The organism is Pseudomonas sp. A014 (genome assembly GCF_052378495.1).
Taxonomy (GTDB): Bacteria; Pseudomonadota; Gammaproteobacteria; order Pseudomonadales; family Pseudomonadaceae; genus Aquipseudomonas; species Aquipseudomonas machongensis.
On record NZ_CP199001.1, the window covers coordinates 4,601,151 to 4,619,665 of the forward strand.

Sequence of the window (18,515 nt, forward strand, 5' to 3'; positions counted from 1 at the left end):
GTCGCCTGATTCCCTGGCAGCGCTAAAGCCTGTCCCCTTTACGTCTTCAGGAACAGGCTGGTGCAACAATCAACGGCGTGGCAGGAACTGGAGTGGGTCGACGGGTTTGCCCTGGCGGCGAATCTCGAAATGCAGCTTCACCCGATCAGTGCCCGTAGACCCCATTTCTGCGATCGTCTGCCCTGCCTTGACCTGCTGCCCCTCCCGAACCATGAGCCTGCGGTTGTGGCCGTAGGCACTGACGTAGGTATCATTGTGCTTGATGATGATGAGTTCGCCGTAGCCCCGCAAGCCACTCCCGGCGTAAACCACCGCACCATCAGATGCAGCAAAAACAGGCTGTCCCAAATCTCCGGCGATATCAATGCCTTTATTCAAACTACCGTTTGAAGCGAATTTTCCAATCAGCACGCCGTTCGCCGGCCAAGTCCAGCCCCCCACCGCACGCTCTGCGGCCGGCACCTGGGTGACGGTCGGAGCGGCTGTGGCAGGGGAAGCTGTTGCCGGCTTGTCGCTATTTGTTACTGGCGGGGTCTGCGTACCAACCGGACGGCGAATGACCGTGGTCCTGCTCGACGACGAGGGACCGGACGATACGACGGTGGTGGAGCCTCCAGCGCCGCTGCTGAAACGAATCGGCTGGCCAGGACGGATGGTGTAGGGCGCCGAGATGCCATTGCGCGCGGCCAGCTCCTTGTAGTCCCAGCCGTAGCGGAAGGCGATAGAGAACAGGGTATCGCCAGGTTTGACCACATACTGCCCCGAGGTCACGGTCGGACGCTTGGGTGCCGCGTTGTTGCGATCGACCACCCGAGCGCCACTGGAGCCGGTGCTGGAGCATCCCGCCAGCAAGGTTCCCATGGCCAGCGCAATCACCAGAAGCTTCAAACCCGACCGATCCTTGCGCTGCCGAATGATTGTGTGACCCACCCGCGCTCCCCTCATGGTGCCGAAATCTGGATATGACGATATGCAATATTGTTTCAATTATAACCGAGCCCGACCCGCTTGGGTGGCCCGTACGGGCGCTGTCATTCTGGCGGGGTTTGCCTCACCCCGCCAGATAGACAAGCCCGCGGCGCAAGAATTCGTTACAACCGCACATATTCCGTCGGCCGTCAGGCCAGTGGCCCGTTGAGCAGCGGCACGAAGCGTACGGCGCCCAGCACCCGGCGCGAGAAGCCCTGTTCCTCACGAACGATCAGCAACAGTTGCTGTGCTTCGCCCGCCGCCCCTACCGGAATCACCATGCGTCCGCCGGGTGCCAACTGATCGAGCAAGGCCTGGGGGACTTCCGGCGCCACCGCGGTGACGATGATGGCGTTGTAAGGCGCCAGCGCCGGCCAGCCTTCGCAACCGTCGCCCCAACGAAACACCACGTTACGCAGGTTGAGCTCGACCAGACGCTCCTTGGCACGATCCTGCAGCACCTTGATCCGCTCGACCGAAAACACACGCTCGACCAACTGCGCCAGGATGGCGGTCTGGTAACCAGAACCGGTGCCGATCTCCAGCACCTTGTCCAGCGGGCCGGCCTCCAGCAGCAGTTCGCTCATGTGCGCAACCATGAATGGCTGGGAAATCGTCTGGTTATGGCCGATCGGCAGCGCAGTATCTTCATACGCCCGATGGGCCAAGGCTTCATCGACGAACAGGTGGCGAGGGGTGCGGCGAATGGTCTCGAGCACCTTGGTGTTCGACACGCCCTCTTCATACAAGCGTTGGATCAGGCGCTCCCGGGTACGCTGGGAGGTCATGCCAATGCCGCCACGGCGCTGAAGATCATCCTGTTCGCGCATCAAAGCAGCCCCTCCAGCCAGCCATCGAGGCGCTCGAAGGCATCGTTGAAGGTGCGATCCAGTTGCAGCGGCGTGATCGATACATAGCCTTGCATCACTGCATGGAAGTCAGTGCCCGGGCCGCCGTCCTCGGCGTCACCGGCCACGGCGATCCAGTACCCTTCCTTGCCGCGCGGATTGACGACCTTGGTCGGTGCGGCCGCACGTGCCCTGTGCCCCAGACGGGTGAGGCGTATACCGCGGATATGCTCCAGCGGCAGGTTGGGGATGTTGACGTTGAGCACGGTGCGCGCCGGCAGTTCCAGACGCGACTGCGCCTCGACAAGGCGCCGGGCGATATGGGCGGCGGTCGGCAGGTTGTCCGGCAGGCGCGACAGCAGCGAGAACGCCAGCGAAGTGCCGCCGAGAAAGCGGCCCTCCAATGCAGCGGCAACCGTGCCGGAGTACAGCACGTCGTCGCCCAGGTTGGCGCCCAGGTTGATTCCGGAGACGACCATGTCGGGCGTTTCCGGCAACAGGCCGTTGAGCCCCAGGTGCACGCAATCGGTGGGCGTGCCGTTGAGGCTGATGAAACCGTTGGCCAACACCTGTGGGTGCAGTGGCCGGTCGAGCGTCAGCGAACTGCTGGCGCCGCTTTTGTCTTGATCCGGGGCGATCACCACGCACTCGGCGTAGTCCTGCAGCGCACCGTGAAGCGCAGCGAGGCCGGGGGCGGTAACACCGTCGTCGTTGGAAATCAGAATACGCATGGGCTTTCCGTCTGCCCTGCCGGCACCAGATCCACAAGTTCGCGCACCACCACGGTGGCGAAGCATCCGGCCGGAAGGACGAATTCCAGTTGCAGGATATCAGGCTCGGGATAATGCCACGTCAGCCGCCCAATAGGGAGCCGCAGGATGCGCCGTTCGTGATCCAGTCCTGCCCTGCCCAGCCATTTGCAGAGTGCCGGATGGCGCTCACCGACTGCCGTTTCCAGCGCCGCGGTCCCGCCCGCGCTTGACGGAAGACCCGCGCCCCACAGGGGTCCGGTGGGATGAAGGTCGAGAATTGCCAGCCGAGGATCGGAGCATTCCTGCTCGCCAGCCGGAAAAAAGCTACGGCTATCCGTGAAGGCCAGAAGATCGCCAACCTGCGCCTGGTTCCAGCTTCCGTCCGCCACTCGCGCCGCCAGAACCTGATTGAACAGGTAGCTGCGTCCCGCAGACAGCAGCCGCGAACGCACATTGCGCTGCTCAGGCAGCGCCTCTCGAGACGCCCAGTCGAGTGCATCGTGGACGTTTCCGCCGGCATGACCGAAGCGCTGGGTACCGAAATAGTTCGGTACGCCTTGCACCTTGAGCTGTTCCAGACGTGCATCCAGCGCCTGGTGATCGGCGCTCAGTGCCGTCAGTCGCAGAGTGAAACCATTGGCCGAGTGCGCGCCGCGCTGCAGTTTGCGCTGGTGACGCACCTGTTTGAGCACGCGCAGGCTGTCGTCTTCGGCACGGGACAGGTCAGGATCGGCCTTGCCCGGCAGATGCAGACTGAACCACTGCCGGGTCAACGCCTGACGGTCCTTCAGGCCGGCATAACTGATGGCACGAACCGGCACACCGGCCGCGCGCGCCAGGCGTCGGGCCGCTTCCTCGGTGTTCAGGTCGCGCTTCTCGACCCACAGCCACAGGTGCTCGCCTTGACCGGACAGTGGGATGTCGAGCACTTCATCGACCTGAAAATCATCGGCGACCGCCTTGAGCACGGCGCGGCCAAGGGCCTCGCCGCTGGCGCGCGGGCCCAGCAGTTCCAGTTCGGTCATGCTGGCAGCAACAGGGCGACCGCATGCACGGCGATGCCCTCCTCACGGCCAGTAAAGCCGAGCTTTTCCTCGGTGGTCGCCTTGACGTTGACCTGGTCGAGCTCGACCTGCAGGTCTTCGGCGATGAAGCGGCGCATGGTGTCGATGTGCGGCGCCATCTTCGGCGCCTGGGCGACGATGGTGGCGTCGACGTTGCCCACCTTCCAGCCCTTGGCCTGCACGACGGCCACCACATGACGCAGCAGCACGCGGCTGTCAGCGCCCTTGAACTGCGGGTCGGTGTCGGGAAAATGCTTGCCGATGTCACCCAGCGCAGCAGCGCCAAGCAAGGCATCGCTCAGGGCGTGCAGCAGCACATCACCATCGGAATGGGCCAGCAGGCCGTATTTGTGGGGAATACGCACCCCGCCCAAGGTAATGAAATCACCGTCAGCAAAACGGTGCACATCGTAGCCGTGGCCAATACGCATAGAAAAACGCCCTGATTGAGTCAGGGCGTGATTCTACCTGCTTTGGCCGCTATTGGGGCCGCTGCTGCATCACTACACCCGCCCAAGTGCGACGGCGTGATGACGCAGGTGCTCATCAATGAAGCTGGCGATGAAGTAGTAGCTATGGTCATACCCCGGCTGCAGCCTCAGGGTCAGTTCATGCCCTCCTTTGCGCGCCGCCTGCTCCAACGCTGCTGGCTTGAGCTGCTTGTCGAGGAAGTCATCGCGATCGCCCTGGTCGACCAACAGCGGTGGGCACTGGCCAGCCGGGGTGTCGGCCAGCAGCACGCTGGCATCCCATTCACGCCAGCGCGCGCGGTCATCACCCAGGTAGCGGGAAAAGGCTTTCTCGCCCCACGGGCAATCCATCGGGTTGCTGATCGGCGAGAACGCCGACACCGATCGGTAGCGCCCCGGGTTGCGCAGGGCACAGACCAGCGCCCCATGCCCGCCCATCGAATGACCACTGATACTGCGCTGATCGGACGCAGGGAAATGCGCCTCGATCAACGCCGGCAGCTCCTGCACCACGTAATCGTGCATGCGGTAATGCTGGGCCCAGGGCTGCTGGGTGGCATTGAGGTAGAAGCCGGCGCCGAGCCCGAAATCCCAGGCCCCCTCCGGATCGCCGGGCACCTGCTCGCCACGCGGGCTGGTGTCGGGCGCGACGATGATCAGGCCTAGCTCGGCGGCCAGGCGCTGGGCGCCGGCCTTCTGCATGAAATTCTCGTCGGTGCAGGTAAGGCCACTGAGCCAGTACAGCACCGGCAGTTTCTCGCCCTGCTCGGCCTGCGGTGGCAGGTAGACGGCGAACACCATGTCGCAGCCCAGCACCTTGGAGTGATGCTTGTAGCGCTTGTGCCAGCCGCCGAAGCTCTTCTGGCAGGAGATGTTGTCCAGGCTCATGGCTGACCTCAGAAGTGGATCACGCTGCGGATGCTTTTGCCTTCATGCATCAGGTCGAAGGCCTTGTTGATGTCCTCCAGACCCATGGTGTGGGTGATGAAGGTGTCCAGCGGAATCTCGCCCTTCTCGGACATTTCCACGTAGCTTGGCAACTCGCTGCGGCCACGCACGCCGCCGAATGCCGAACCACGCCAGACCCGGCCGGTAACCAACTGGAATGGACGGGTGGCGATTTCCTGGCCAGCGCCGGCCACCCCGATGATCACCGACTCGCCCCAGCCCTTGTGGCAGCACTCGAGCGCCGCACGCATCAGTTGGACATTGCCGATGCATTCGAAGGAGAAGTCCACGCCGCCATCGGTGAGGTCTACGATCACTTCCTGGATCGGACGATCGTACTCCTTCGGATTGATGCAGTCGGTGGCGCCCAGCTGGCGGGCGATCTCGAACTTGGCCGGGTTGATGTCGATGGCGATGATGCGCGAGGCCTTGGCCTTCACCGCACCGATCACCGCCGACAGGCCAATGCCGCCCAGGCCGAAAATGGCCACGGTGTCACCCGGCTTGACCTTGGCGGTGTTGAGTACCGCACCGATACCGGTGGTCACGCCGCAACCGAGCAGGCAGACCTTCTCCAGCGGCGCTTCCTTCTGGATCTTGGCCACGGAGATCTCCGGCAGAACGGTGTACTCGGAGAAGGTCGAGGTGCCCATGTAGTGGAACAACTGCTGCCCTTTGTAGCTGAAGCGTGTGGTGCCATCAGGCATCAGGCCCTTGCCCTGGGTGGCGCGGATGGCCTGGCACAGGTTGGTCTTGCCCGACAGGCAGAATTTGCACTTGCCGCATTCCGGGGTGTACAGCGGGATCACGTGGTCACCAACAGCCAGCGAAGTGACGCCCTCACCCACCGCTTCGACGATCGCGCCGCCCTCGTGACCGAGGATCGACGGGAAGATACCTTCCGGGTCCGCGCCGGAGAGTGTGTAGGCATCGGTATGGCAGACACCGCTGGCGACCACGCGCAGCAGCACCTCGCCCGCCTTGGGCATGGCCACGTCCACTTCGACGATTTCCAGGGGTTTCTTGGCCTCGAAGGCAACAGCGGCGCGGGACTTGATCATGAAGGGCTCCAAGCTAGGTATCGGTTCAGGTCATCAGTGTAATTCATGCTTTTTTGATGAATAATCCGGGCAAATGCAAAACATTATTGCCACACAGGGATAATCAATGAGCAGTCGCTGGGAAGGAATCGACGAGTTCGTCGCGGTCGCCGAGTCGGGCCAGTTCACCGCGGCCGCCGAACGACTGGGGGTTTCCTCATCGCATATCAGCCGACAGATCGCTCGCTTGGAGGAACGCCTGCAAACTCGGCTGCTGTACCGCAGCACCCGGCGCGTGACCCTGAGTGAGGCCGGGCAGACCTTCCTGCAACACTGCCAGCGTTTGCAGGATGGCCGCGAAGAAGCGCTGCGCGCGATGGGGGACCTGGCCAGCGAACCCAAAGGTCTGCTGCGCATGACCTGCGCGGTGGCCTACGGCGAGCGTTTCATCGTGCCACTGGTGACTCGTTTCATGGCGCTGTATCCCCAGTTGCGCGTCGAGGTGGAGCTGAGCAACCGCACCCTGGACCTGCTGCACGAGGGCATGGACCTGGCTATTCGCCTGGGACGCCTACAGGATTCACGCCTGGTGGCCACGCGCCTCGCACCGCGGCGCATGTACCTGTGTGCATCGCCAGCGTATCTGGAGCGTTACGGCCGACCGCACAGCCTGTCGGAACTGGCGCGGCACAATTGCTTGGTGGGCAGTTCGGATCTGTGGGTGCTGCAGCAGGATGGCCGTGAAATCAGCCAACGGGTTCAAGGCAACTGGCGCTGCAACAGCGGCCAGGCGGTACTCGACGCGGCGCTGCAGGGAATGGGGTTGTGTCAGTTACCGGATTACTACGTGCTCGAGCATCTGCATGCCGGGGCACTGGTGTCACTGCTGGAGGCGCACCAGCCGCCGAACACCGCGGTGTGGGCGCTGTATCCGCAACAGCGGCACCTGTCACCCAAGGTACGGCGGTTGGTCGACTATCTGAAGGACGGGTTGGCAGGATTGCCGGAGTATCAGCCAGGCTGAGCCCGCAAAGAAGCGGGCACAGGCTAAAGCCTCAGCGCCGCCCAGCCCAGCGCTGACGCAACCACTCCAAATCTTCGGGCCGGGTCACCTTGATGTTGTCACTACGCCCTTCGATCAATCGCGGCGCATGCCCGGCCCACTCAATGGCGGAGGATTCATCGGTCACTGCCACATCCGCCACCAGGCACTCGGCCAGTGCCCGGTGCAGCATGCCAAGCCGGAACATCTGCGGCGTGTAGGCCTGCCATACGGTGGTGCGGTCCACCGTGGCGCTGACCCGGCCAGTCGCGTCGGCACGCTTGAGAGTATCGCGCGCAGGCACCGCCAGCAGCCCGCCCACCGGATCGTCGCCCAGCTCCGACAGCAGCTTGTCCAGATCGCTGCGCGCCAGGTTCGGCCGCGCAGCATCGTGCACCAGCACCCAGTCATCGTCGGCCGCCCCGTGGGCATGCAGCAGCAGCAAGGCATTCAATACCGAATCGGCACGCTCGCGCCCGCCCGCTGCGCGCTGGATGCGCGGATCATTCGCACAGCGCAAGCCAGGCCAGTAGGGATCTTCTTCGGCAACGCTGACCACCACCCCCTTGAGCGTGGGATGGTCGAGAAAACAGTCGAGGCTATGCTCGAGGATGGTCTGCCGGCCCAGTTGCAGATACTGCTTGGGGCGGTCGGCAGCCATGCGGGCACCAATGCCCGCGGCAGGAATCACGGCCCAGAAGGCCGGCAGTTCATGGATCATTTCTGTGGCAACTGGTAGAGGGTTTCGCCCTCCTTGACCATCCCCAGTTCATGACGAGCCCGTTCTTCCACGGTCTCCATACCTTTCTTCAACTCCAGCACTTCAGCGTCGAGCACGCGATTGCGTTCCAGCAGCCGTTCGTTTTCGGCATGCTGGTCGGCGATCTGCTGTTGCAGCTCGGCCACTTGCGCCAGGCTGCCATTACCGACCCAGAGGCGATATTGCAGGCCTCCGAGCAACAACAGCAGGACGAGGAACAACCAATAGGGACTGCGCATGAAGATATCCAGGGTAAAAGGCCGCCGCAGCGAGCTTCCGATAGCACGAAGCCTGGCCGAGGCCAGGCTTCGTCGACAGAAACCCGTTTGAAGGCGCTGAACGCTCAGTGAGAACGCTCAGACAGCCCCGGCTGCTGCCTTTTTACCATCTCTTGCTCAGCCGCGAAACTCGGCACGGCCACGGTAGACGGCCTTGGCGCCCAGTTGCTCTTCGATACGCAGCAATTGGTTGTACTTCGAGACGCGGTCGGAGCGGCACAGCGAACCGGTCTTGATCTGGCCTGCAGCAGTACCGACAGCCAGGTCGGCGATGGTCGAGTCTTCGGTTTCACCGGAACGGTGCGAGATCACCGCGGTGTAGCCAGCGGCCTTGGCCATCTGGATGGCTTCCAGGGTTTCGGTCAGCGAGCCGATCTGGTTGAACTTGATCAGGATCGAGTTACCGATGCCCTTCTCGATGCCTTCTTTCAGGATCTTGGTGTTGGTCACGAACAGGTCATCGCCGACCAGTTGCACCTTGGCACCGATCTTGTCGGTCAGGATCTTCCAGCCAGCCCAGTCGGACTCGTCCAGGCCGTCTTCGATCGAGATGATCGGGAAGCGCTCGGTCAGGCCTTTCAGGTAGTCGGCGAAACCTTCGGCGTCGAACGACTTGCCTTCACCAGACAGGTTGTACTTGCCGTCTTCGTAGAACTCCGAAGCGGCGCAGTCCAGGGCCAGGGTGACGTCGGTGCCCAGCTTGTAGCCGGCCTTCTCGACTGCTTCGGCGATGGCCGCCAGGGCGTCTTCGTTGGAGGCCAGGTTCGGGGCGAAGCCGCCTTCGTCACCCACGGCAGTGTTCAGGCCACGGGCCTTGAGGACAGCCTTGAGGTGGTGGAAGATCTCGGTGCCCATGCGCAGGCCGTCGGAGAAGGTCTTGGCGCCGACCGGCTGAACCATGAACTCCTGGATGTCGACGTTGTTGTCGGCGTGCTCGCCGCCGTTGATGATGTTCATCATCGGCACCGGCATCGAGTACTGGCCAGGGGTACCGTTGAGGTTGGCGATGTGTGCGTACAGCGGCAGGTCCTGGTCCTGTGCAGCAGCCTTGGCAGCGGCCAGGGACACGGCGAGGATGGCGTTGGCGCCCAGCTTGGCCTTGTTCTCGGTACCGTCCAGTTCGATCATGGCGCGGTCGAGTGCTTTCTGGTCGGAAGGATCCTTGCCCAGCAGCAGGTCACGGATCGGACCATTGATGTTGCCGACAGCCTTCAGCACGCCCTTGCCCAGGTAACGGCTCTTGTCGCCATCACGCAGCTCCAGCGCTTCGCGCGAGCCAGTGGAAGCACCAGACGGCGCGCAAGCGCTGCCGATGATGCCGTTGTCGAGCAGCACATCGGCTTCCACGGTGGGGTTGCCACGCGAATCGAGAACTTCACGACCTTTGATGTCGACGATCTTTGCCATTGTTGTAAGCACTCCAGAATTGACGAAAACAACGCAGCTTTGGGAATTCTTGCCGTTCACCAGGCGACATGGCACGGGCAGGCCTGGCGAAGGGAGCCCCTGACCGGCAGGCCAGGGGGTGGAACGGGCGGTACTTTACCCGAGAAACGAGCTTTACGCGGTCTCTACCGTCGGAAAACTTTTCACCAGGTCGTCCAGTTGCTTGAGCTGCGCCAGGAATGGCTCCAGCTTGTCCAGGCGCAGGGCGCATGGGCCATCGCACTTGGCGTTGTCCGGGTCCGGGTGAGCCTCGAGGAACAGGCCGGCCAGGCCCTGGCTCATGCCCGCCTTGGCCAGGTCGGTGACCTGGGCACGGCGACCGCCGGCGGAGTCGGCACGACCACCCGGCGTCTGCAGCGAGTGGGTGACATCGAAGAACACCGGGTACTCGAACTGCTTCATGATGCCGAAGCCAAGCATGTCGACCACCAGGTTGTTGTAGCCGAAGCTCGAACCGCGCTCGCAGAGGATGAGCTGGTCGTTACCGGCCTCGACGCACTTGGCGAGGATGTGCTTCATCTCGTGCGGTGCGAGGAACTGGGCCTTCTTGATGTTGATCACCGCGCCGGTCTTGGCCATGGCCACTACCAGGTCGGTCTGGCGCGAGAGAAACGCCGGCAGCTGGATGATATCGCAGACCTTGGCCACCGGTTCACACTGGTAGGGTTCGTGCACATCGGTGATCACCGGCACGTTGAAGGTGCGTTTGATCTCCTCGAAGATCTTCAGCCCCTCTTCCATGCCCGGACCACGGTACGAGGCCACCGACGAACGGTTGGCCTTGTCGAAGCTGGCCTTGAACACGTACGGGATGCCGAGCTTCTCGGTCACCCGCACGTACTCCTCGCAGACCTTCAGGGCCAGGTCACGGGACTCCAGGACGTTCATGCCGCCGAACAGGACGAACGGCTTGTCGTTGGCGATCTCGATGTTGCCGACGCGAATGATCTTCTGGGTCATGGATCAGGCCTTGTTCTTCTGTGCCAGGGCTGCCTTGACGAAACCGCTGAACAGCGGGTGACCGTCACGAGGCGTGGAGGTGAACTCCGGGTGGAACTGGCAGGCGACGAACCATGGGTGATCCTTCGACTCGACCACTTCGACCAGCGCGCCATCTTCGGAACGACCGGAAACCACCAGGCCGGCGTCGATCAGTTGCGGCAGCAGGTTGTTGTTCACTTCGTAGCGGTGACGGTGACGCTCGGTGATCACGTCGCTGCCGTAGCAGTCGTGGACCTTGGAACCGGCGATCAGCTGGCAATCCTGCGCGCCCAGGCGCATGGTGCCACCCAGGTCAGAGGCTTCGGTACGGGTTTCGACGGCGCCGGTGGCATCGGCCCACTCGGTGATCAGGCCGACGACCGGGTGCGCGCCGTTGCGATCGAACTCGGTGGAGTTGGCGTCTTTCCAGCCCACCACGTTACGGGCGAACTCGATGACCGCGACCTGCATGCCCAGGCAGATGCCCAGGTACGGAACCTTGTTCTCACGGGCGAACTGCACGGCCTTGATCTTGCCTTCCACGCCACGCAGACCGAAGCCGCCCGGCACCAGGATGGCGTCGGCGCCTTCGAGCAGGCCGGTGCCCTGGTTCTCGATGTCTTCGGAATCGATGTAGCGCAGGTTGACCTTGGTGCGGTTGGTGATGCCGGCGTGGCTCATCGCTTCGATCAGCGACTTGTACGCGTCCAGCAACTCCATGTACTTGCCGACCATGGCGATGGTGACTTCATGCTCGGGATTGAGCTTGGCGTCGACGACCTTGTCCCACTCGGACAGGTCGGCGCCATTGCACTGCAGGCCGAAGCGCTCGACGACGAAGTCGTCCAGGCCCTGTGCGTGCAGCACGCCCGGGATCTTGTAGATGGTGTCGACGTCTTCCAGCGAAATCACCGCACGCTCTTCGACGTTGGTGAACAGGGCGATCTTGCGGCGCGAAGAGGCATCGACCGGGTGGTCGGAGCGGCAGATCAGCACGTCAGGCTGCAGGCCGATGGAGCGCAGCTCCTTGACCGAGTGCTGAGTAGGCTTGGTCTTGGTTTCGCCGGCGGTGGCGATGTACGGCACCAGCGTCAGGTGCATCAGCATGGCGCGCTTGGAGCCCACTTCGACACGCAACTGACGGATGGCTTCGAGGAATGGCTGCGACTCGATGTCGCCCACGGTGCCGCCGATCTCGACCAAGGCCACGTCGGCATCGCCGGCGCCCTTGATGATGCGACGCTTGATTTCGTCGGTGATGTGCGGGATGACCTGGATGGTCGCGCCCAGGTAGTCACCACGGCGTTCCTTGCGCAGCACGTGCTCGTAAATGCGGCCGGTGGTGAAGTTGTTGTTCTGGGTCATCGTGGTGCGGATGAACCGCTCGTAGTGGCCCAGGTCGAGGTCGGTCTCGGCACCGTCGTGGGTGACGAACACTTCACCGTGCTGGAACGGGCTCATGGTGCCCGGATCGACGTTGATGTACGGGTCCAGCTTGAGCATGGTGACCTTGAGCCCCCGCGCTTCCAGGATGGCCGCCAGGGAAGCCGAGGCAATGCCTTTCCCCAATGAAGAAACAACACCGCCCGTGACGAATATGTAGCGCGTCATGAAAAACCCTAGAAGTCTGCGTTAAGGCGGCCAGCGCCGCCGGAGAAAGCGAAGGAAGGCCGAAGCCCCCGATCACCTGCGTCAATCACAGTGCATCTCGAACAACTGCCGCGTCTGTACAGACCGGGGGTATCCCCAGTGTGGAGCTCGCTCGTCATTTTAAGAATCAGCCCAGCAAAAAACTGCTTGGTAATCGGCAACTCCTGTGTTTTCGCGGAACCCACAGAAGCTGTATCAAGAAGGGAGGGTAGTCTACCGGAATGTACCCTTCAGCTCAAACCTTGCACGTTCGTCGGCGGCTGCCACTGCAGTTGCCAGTCGGTCTGCCCCAGCTCCGGCAGGTTGGCCACCGCCAGCAGGCGCTCGCCCTGCCAAAGCAGTGGCAGGCGATGACGCACGAAGTGCGGCACGCGGTGCTCGTTGAGCAGGCGCTTCAGGTCGCGGTGGCCGCGCCCTGGAATATCGAGGACTTCGCCGCCCTGGCGATAGGTGACATGCAGGCCAGACCCAGGAATGACACCCACCAGTTGCAAGCTGCCATTGCCGGGTAGTGCGAGAGGCTGGCTCGGATCCGGCCAAGCCACCCCGCCGTGCGGCGCTTGCAGCCAATCGCCGCTCAACCACCAAAGCCGTCCATGGCTGCGCTGCAGCTCGCCATCGGTCAAGCGCCAGAGCGGCTGGGCATCGGCTGCCGCATCACGCAGGTTGTCCCAGCCGGCCCAATGGCGGCTATCAGGTAGACGTGTACGACTGCTCAGCCAGTACTGCAAGGCGTTACGCTGGCGCGCCGGCGAGAGCGCCGCCAGCACTCCCATGTCCAACGAGTCCAGGCATTGCCAGGGCGCCACTGCTCCGGCGCTTGCGGCAGCGATGTCGGAGGCGGCGAGTTCGTCCAGTAGCGCCAGGGCCTCGCCCAGGTGCGCGGAACTGCGTGCCAGGCTCTGGCTCGCTTGCGGCCAGCGCTGGCGTAGCAGCGGGAACACTTCGGCGCGCAGGAAATTGCGGGCGAAGCGGGTATCGGTGTTGGACGGGTCTTCGATCCATCTCAGCCCCGATGCCTGGGCATACCGCTGCAACTGACCCCGCGCCAGATCAAGCAACGGCCTGACCAACTGCCCCTGTCCCAGCGGACGGGAAGCAGGCATCGCCGCCAGGCCGCGCAGGCCGGCACCACGCAACAGGCGAAACAGCAGGGTCTCTGCCTGGTCTTCGCGGTGCTGGCCGGTGAACAGCACTTCGTCGGGGCCCAGAAGCGCTGTGAACGCGTCGTATCGCGCGGTGCGGGCGGCTTGCTCGAGGCTGGCGACAGGCTCGACCTGGACATGGATCACGCGCAGTTCGATACCCAGCGCATCACAGACCTGCTGACAATGTGCAGGCCAAGCGTCGGCGGCCGCTTGCAGACCGTGATGAATATGCACGGCACGCAATGGCGGTGCTTCATGATCGCGAGCGTAATCGAAGAGCAGGTTTAGCAGGACGGTGGAGTCGAGGCCACCGGAGAAGGCGACGTGCCAGGCGGGGGCTTTGAGCCAGGGGGAGAGGGATTGGGTGAGGTCGAGCATGGTTGCCTCACTGAGGACCGCATCGCGGGGCAAGCCCGCTCCCACAGAAGACGCACGAGTGGGAGGCGGCTTGCCTGCGAATGGGGCGCCAGGCGCCCCTGCCAATCAGAGACCGTAGCTCATCAGGCGATCGTAGCGACGCTTGAGCAGGGTATCGTTGTCGAGCTTGCCCAGCATGTCGAGCTGCTCGAGCAGGTCGGCACGGATGCTGGCCGACATCTTGGCCGGATCGCGATGAGCGCCGCCCAGTGGCTCGCCAATCACCTTGTCGACGATGTTCAGGCTCTTCAAGCGCTCAGCGGTGATGCCCATTGCTTCGGCAGCGTCCGGCGCCTTGTCGGAGGTCTTCCACAGGATCGAGGCGCAACCTTCCGGCGAGATCACCGAGTAGGTGGAGTATTGCAGCATGTTCAGCTGGTCGCACACGCCAATAGCCAGTGCGCCGCCCGAACCGCCTTCACCGATCACGGTGGCGATGATCGGGGTTTTCAGGCGCGCCATGACGCGCAGGTTCCAGGCGATGGCCTCGCTCTGGTTGCGCTCTTCGGCATCGATACCCGGGTAGGCACCCGGGGTGTCGATGAAGGTCAGGATCGGCATCTTGAAGCGCTCGGCCATCTCCATCAGGCGGCAGGCCTTGCGGTAGCCTTCAGGACGCGGCATGCCGAAGTTACGGCGGACCTTCTCACGCACTTCGCGGCCCTTCTGGTGACCGATGACCATCACCGGCTTGCCGTCCAGGCGCGCGGTACCGCCAACGATCGCGGCGTCGTCGGAGAAGTGACGGTCGCCGTGCAGCTCTTCGAACTCGGTGAAGATGTGATCGATGTAGTCCAGGGTGTACGGACGACGCGGGTGGCGTGCCAGGCGGGCAATCTGCCAGCTGGTCAGGTTGCCGAAGATGCTTTCGGTCAGGGTGCTGCTCTTGTCTTGCAGACGGGCAATTTCATCGCTGATGTTCAGCGAGTTGTCGTTACCGACCAGGCGCAGCTCTTCGATCTTGGCTTGCAGGTCGGCAATCGGCTGTTCGAAATCGAGAAAATTCGGGTTCATAGGCATCCGTCTTGGGTCTACGGCCAGGCGGCCGGCCGGTTGATCCGTTTGGCGCCATACCTTACGGGATCTGGCGCATTCAGGTCGAGATTAAAATTCGTCGTTTCAACGGTATTGCAGGAAGACGTTCTCACGTCCGAACTGGTCACGCAGCGCCTGAATCAGGCCATCGGCGGGGTCGATCGACCACTCGTCGCCGAACTGCAGCATGGCCTTGGCATCGCTGCCGGTGTACTCGAGCGTGATCGGGCAACCGCCGCGATGACGGGTGATCAGCTCGCCCAGCCAGGCCAGGCGATCGCCCTTGAGCGCTTCGTGGGCGATCTTCAGGCGCAGGCTTTCGGCCAGTTTGGTGCGGGCATCCTCCATGGTCATCACCTGCTTGACGCGCAGGCGCAGGCCGCCGGAGAAGTCGTCGTTGCTGACCTCGCCTTCGACCACCACCATGGCGTCAGTCTGCAGCAGCGCCTGGGCCGCCATGAAGGCATCGGCGAACAACGAAGCCTCGATGCGACCGGAGCGGTCGTCGAGGGTGACGAAGCCCATCTTGTCACCCTTCTTGTTCTTCATCACCCGTAGGGCAATGATCATCCCCGCGATGGTCTGGGTCTCGCGCGAAGGCTTGAGGTCGACGATGCGCTGACGAGCGAAACGGCGGATCTCGGTTTCGTACTCATCGATCGGATGACCGGTGAGATACAACCCGAGGGTGTCCTTTTCGCCTTTCAGCCGCTCCTTGAGCGTGAGCTCGCGGACCTTGCGGTGGTTGGCATAGACATCGGAGTCTTCCTCGACGAACAGCCCACCGAACAGGTCGATATGCCCGCTGTCAGCGGTGCGGGCGGTCTGCTCGGCCGACTTGATGGCCTCCTCGAGCGCCGACAGCAGCACCGCGCGGTTGCGGTCGATGTTGGCCTGATAGGCCTTGATCTCGTCATGGAAGTGCGGGCCCAGGCGATCCAGCGCACCGCTGCGGATCAGCGCATCGAGGGTACGCTTGTTGATACGCTTGAGGTCGACGCGCTCGCAGAAGTCGAACAGGTCCTTGAACGGTCCACCTTCGGCGCGTGCCTCGACGATCGCCTCCACCGGGCCTTCACCCACACCCTTGATCGCACCCAGGCCGTAGACGATACGACCGTCGTTGTTGACGGTGAACTTGAAGTCGGAGAAGTTCACGTCCGGCGCGTCGAGGCGCAACTTCATGCTGCGCACTTCCTCGACCAGCACCACCACCTTGTCGGTGTTGTGCATATCCGCCGACAACACCGCAGCCATGAACGGCGCCGGGTAGTGGGTCTTGAGCCAGGCGGTCTGGTACGAGACCAGGCCATAGGCCGCGGAGTGAGACTTGTTGAAGCCGTAACCTGCGAATTTCTCTACCAGATCAAAGATGTTACCGGCCAGGTCCGCGTCGATGTTGTTGGCCACGCAGCCTTCGATGAAACCGCCGCGTTGCTTGGCCATTTCCTCGGGCTTCTTCTTGCCCATCGCCCGGCGCAGCATGTCGGCGCCACCCAGGGTGTAGCCGGCCATCACCTGGGCGATCTGCATCACCTGTTCCTGGTACAGGATGATGCCGTAGGTGGGGGCCAGTACCGGCTTGAGGCCTTCATACTGGTAATCGGAGTGCGGGTAGGCCAGCTCCGCGCGGCCGTGCTTGCGGTTGATGAAGTCATCCACCATGCCCGACTGCAGCGGGCCGGGGCGGAACAAGGCCACCAGTGCGATGAGGTCTTCCAGGCAGTCGGGCTTGAGCTTCTTGATCAGCTCTTTCATGCCGCGCGATTCAAGCTGGAACACCGCCGTGGTCTCGGCCTTCTGCAACAGCTCGTAGGTCTTGCGGTCGTCCAGCGGGATGAAGTCGATGTTGACGTCGGGCAGGTTTTTCTTTTTCTGCTCGCGGTTGATGATCTCCATCGCCCACTTGATGATCGTCAGCGTCCGCAGGCCGAGGAAGTCGAACTTCACCAGGCCGGCAGCCTCGACGTCGTCCTTGTCGAACTGGGTCACCAGGCCGCCGCCCTCTTCGTCACAGGCGATCGGCGAGAAATCGGTGAGTTTGGTCGGCGCGATCACCACGCCACCGGCGTGCTTGCCGGTACCGCGAGTGACCCCCTCGAGCTTGAGGGCCATGTCCCAGATCTCGCGAGCGTCTTCGTCGCCCTTGAGGAAGTCGCGCAGGATCTCTTCCTGCTCGTAGGCCTTCTCCAGGGTCATGCCCACTTCGAACGGGATCATCTTCGACAGGCGATCGGCCAGGCCGTAGGACTTGCCCTGCACACGCGCCACGTCACGCACCACCGCCTTCGCGGCCATGGTGCCGAAGGTGATGATCTGGCTCACCGCATTGCGCCCGTAGGCCTCGGCCACGTAGTCGATCACCCGGTCGCGACCATCCATGCAGAAGTCGACGTCGAAGTCGGGCATGGAAATACGTTCAGGGTTGAGGAAGCGCTCGAACAGCAGGTCATAAGCCAGCGGGTCGAGGTCGGTGATCTTCAGTACGTAGGCCACCAGCGAGCCAGCACCCGAACCCCGCCCCGGGCCCACCGGCACGTCGTTGTTCTTGGCCCACTTGATGAAGTCCATAACGATCAGGAAGTAACCGGGGAAGCCCATCTGGATGATGATATCCAGCTCGAACTTCAGGCGATCCAGGTAGACCTGGCGCTTCTCTTCGTAATTGGGGGTGGTCTCTTTCGGCCAGAGCACGGCCAGACGCTCTTCCAGGCCCTCGTAGGAGACGTGGCGCAGGTAGTCGTCGATGCCCATGCCGTTGGGCGTCGGGAAGTCGGGGAGGAAGTACTTGCCCAACTGCACCGTGATGTTGCAGCGCTTGGCGATCTCGACGGTGTTGGCGATGGCGTCCGGCAGGTCGCTGAACAGCTCGGCCATCTCCTCGGGCGACTTGAGGTACTGCTGGTCGCTGTAGGCGCGTGGGCGCCGCGGGTCGTCCAGGGTCCAGCCCTCGCCGATGCAGACGCGGGTCTCGTGGGCATCGAAGTCGGACTGTTTGATGAAGCGCACATCGTTGGTCGCCACCAGCGGCGCGCCGACCTTGTCGGCGAGGGCAACGGCAGCATGCAGGTATTCTTCGTCGCCTGCCCGGTTGGTGCGCTGCACTTCCACATAGAAGCGCTCCGGCAGCATCTGCATCCAGTCGCGCAACAGGGCCTCGGCCTCGTCGGTACGACCGGAGAGCAGCGCCATGCCGATATCGCCCTCACGCGCCGCGGACAGGCCGATCAAGCCCTCGCTGGCGGGCGCGATCCATTCGCGCTGGATGATCACCAGGCCGTTGCGCTGGCCGTCGGTCCAGCCCTTGGAGATCAGCTCGGTCAGGTTGCGATAGCCTTGGGGATTCATCGCCAGGAAGCAGATGCGCGACAGCGGTGCCTCCGGATCGGCACCGGCCAGCCACAGGTCGGCGCCGCAGATCGGTTTGATCCCTGCGCCCATGGCGGTCTTGTAGAACTTCACCAGCGAGCACATGTTGCTCTGGTCGGTGATCGCCACCGCCGGCATGTTCATTCCAGCCAGAGCCTTGGCCAGCGGCTTGATCCGCACCAGGCCGTCGACCAGGGAGAACTCGGAGTGCACGCGGAGGTGAACGAAGGAGACCGACATTGAAGATCCTGTGGCAATGCTGAACGACAAGGGCGGGATTGTAGCGTAATTAGCCAGA

The 18,515-nt window shown here is 63.0% G+C and carries 16 protein-coding genes; 1 reads left to right on the top strand and 15 read right to left on the bottom strand.

Annotated features, from left to right (window positions below; translation table 11 throughout):
• Nucleotides 1-69 precede the first annotated feature (69 nt).
• The 7 genes from ACTYOL_RS21435 to ACTYOL_RS21465 all read right to left on the bottom strand — a co-directional run bounded on the left by ACTYOL_RS21435 (nt 70) and on the right by ACTYOL_RS21465 (nt 6,112).
• On the bottom strand, nt 70-930 hold the full coding sequence (locus ACTYOL_RS21435) for a peptidoglycan DD-metalloendopeptidase family protein (protein WP_444757034.1): 861 nt from the start codon (nt 928-930) through the stop codon (nt 70-72).
• Between the two features lie 188 nt (nt 931-1,118).
• On the bottom strand, nt 1,119-1,757 hold the full coding sequence (locus ACTYOL_RS21440; protein WP_162714454.1) for a protein-L-isoaspartate(D-aspartate) O-methyltransferase: 639 nt from the start codon (nt 1,755-1,757) through the stop codon (nt 1,119-1,121).
• 41 nt (nt 1,758-1,798) lie between these two features.
• Complete coding sequence (surE, locus tag ACTYOL_RS21445) at nt 1,799-2,548, bottom strand: 5'/3'-nucleotidase SurE (RefSeq protein ID WP_054891055.1); 750 nt, start codon at nt 2,546-2,548, stop codon at nt 1,799-1,801.
• Nucleotides 2,536-3,594 carry a tRNA pseudouridine(13) synthase TruD gene (gene truD / locus ACTYOL_RS21450; RefSeq protein WP_063545912.1) on the bottom strand — a complete coding sequence of 353 codons (1,059 nt, stop codon included), beginning with the start codon at nt 3,592-3,594 and terminating at the stop codon, nt 2,536-2,538. Before truD ends, surE begins: the two co-directional genes overlap by 13 nt.
• Complete coding sequence (gene ispF / locus ACTYOL_RS21455) at nt 3,591-4,064, bottom strand: 2-C-methyl-D-erythritol 2,4-cyclodiphosphate synthase (protein ID WP_054891057.1); 474 nt, start codon at nt 4,062-4,064, stop codon at nt 3,591-3,593. Before ispF ends, truD begins: the two co-directional genes overlap by 4 nt.
• 72 nt (nt 4,065-4,136) lie before the next feature.
• Entirely contained in the window at nt 4,137-4,991 is an 855-nt protein-coding gene (gene fghA / locus ACTYOL_RS21460) for an S-formylglutathione hydrolase (RefSeq protein ID WP_153773120.1), read from the bottom strand.
• An 8-nt stretch (nt 4,992-4,999) separates the two neighbouring features.
• On the bottom strand, nt 5,000-6,112 hold the full coding sequence (locus ACTYOL_RS21465) for an S-(hydroxymethyl)glutathione dehydrogenase/class III alcohol dehydrogenase (protein WP_153773121.1): 1,113 nt from the start codon (nt 6,110-6,112) through the stop codon (nt 5,000-5,002).
• Between the two features lie 106 nt (nt 6,113-6,218).
• Here ACTYOL_RS21465 and ACTYOL_RS21470 point away from each other — a divergent pair, with 106 nt between their 5' ends.
• Nucleotides 6,219-7,115, top strand: a complete 897-nt coding sequence (locus ACTYOL_RS21470; protein WP_054891059.1) for a LysR substrate-binding domain-containing protein — start codon at nt 6,219-6,221, stop codon at nt 7,113-7,115.
• Between the two features lie 31 nt (nt 7,116-7,146).
• On the opposite strand, the gene ispD is transcribed toward ACTYOL_RS21470, so the two are convergent.
• From ispD to dnaE, 8 genes are all read right to left on the bottom strand, one after another.
• On the bottom strand, nt 7,147-7,854 hold the full coding sequence (gene ispD, locus ACTYOL_RS21475) for a 2-C-methyl-D-erythritol 4-phosphate cytidylyltransferase (RefSeq protein WP_153773122.1): 708 nt from the start codon (nt 7,852-7,854) through the stop codon (nt 7,147-7,149).
• On the bottom strand, nt 7,851-8,132 hold the full coding sequence (gene ftsB / locus ACTYOL_RS21480) for a cell division protein FtsB (protein ID WP_054891061.1): 282 nt from the start codon (nt 8,130-8,132) through the stop codon (nt 7,851-7,853). The genes ispD and ftsB overlap by 4 nt, the downstream gene beginning before the upstream one ends.
• 156 nt (nt 8,133-8,288) lie before the next feature.
• The gene (gene eno, locus ACTYOL_RS21485) at nt 8,289-9,578 is read right to left on the bottom strand and encodes a phosphopyruvate hydratase (RefSeq protein WP_054891062.1); all 1,290 of its coding nucleotides are present in this window, start codon (nt 9,576-9,578) and stop codon (nt 8,289-8,291) included.
• 153 nt (nt 9,579-9,731) lie between these two features.
• The gene (gene kdsA, locus ACTYOL_RS21490; protein WP_054891063.1) at nt 9,732-10,577 is read right to left on the bottom strand and encodes a 3-deoxy-8-phosphooctulonate synthase; all 846 of its coding nucleotides are present in this window, start codon (nt 10,575-10,577) and stop codon (nt 9,732-9,734) included.
• A gap of 3 nt (nt 10,578-10,580) precedes the next feature.
• Entirely contained in the window at nt 10,581-12,209 is a 1,629-nt protein-coding gene (locus ACTYOL_RS21495; protein ID WP_054891064.1) for a CTP synthase, read from the bottom strand.
• 269 nt (nt 12,210-12,478) lie between these two features.
• Nucleotides 12,479-13,774, bottom strand: coding sequence for a tRNA lysidine(34) synthetase TilS (tilS, locus tag ACTYOL_RS21500; RefSeq protein ID WP_197890576.1), 1,296 nt, complete (start codon nt 13,772-13,774; stop codon nt 12,479-12,481).
• A 105-nt stretch (nt 13,775-13,879) separates the two neighbouring features.
• Entirely contained in the window at nt 13,880-14,827 is a 948-nt protein-coding gene (gene accA, locus ACTYOL_RS21505) for an acetyl-CoA carboxylase carboxyl transferase subunit alpha (RefSeq protein WP_054891066.1), read from the bottom strand.
• Between the two features lie 105 nt (nt 14,828-14,932).
• Nucleotides 14,933-18,457 (bottom strand): DNA polymerase III subunit alpha, encoded by a 3,525-nt coding sequence (gene dnaE / locus ACTYOL_RS21510; RefSeq protein WP_153773124.1) that lies wholly within the window; start codon nt 18,455-18,457, stop codon nt 14,933-14,935.
• Nucleotides 18,458-18,515: the final 58 nt, after the last annotated feature.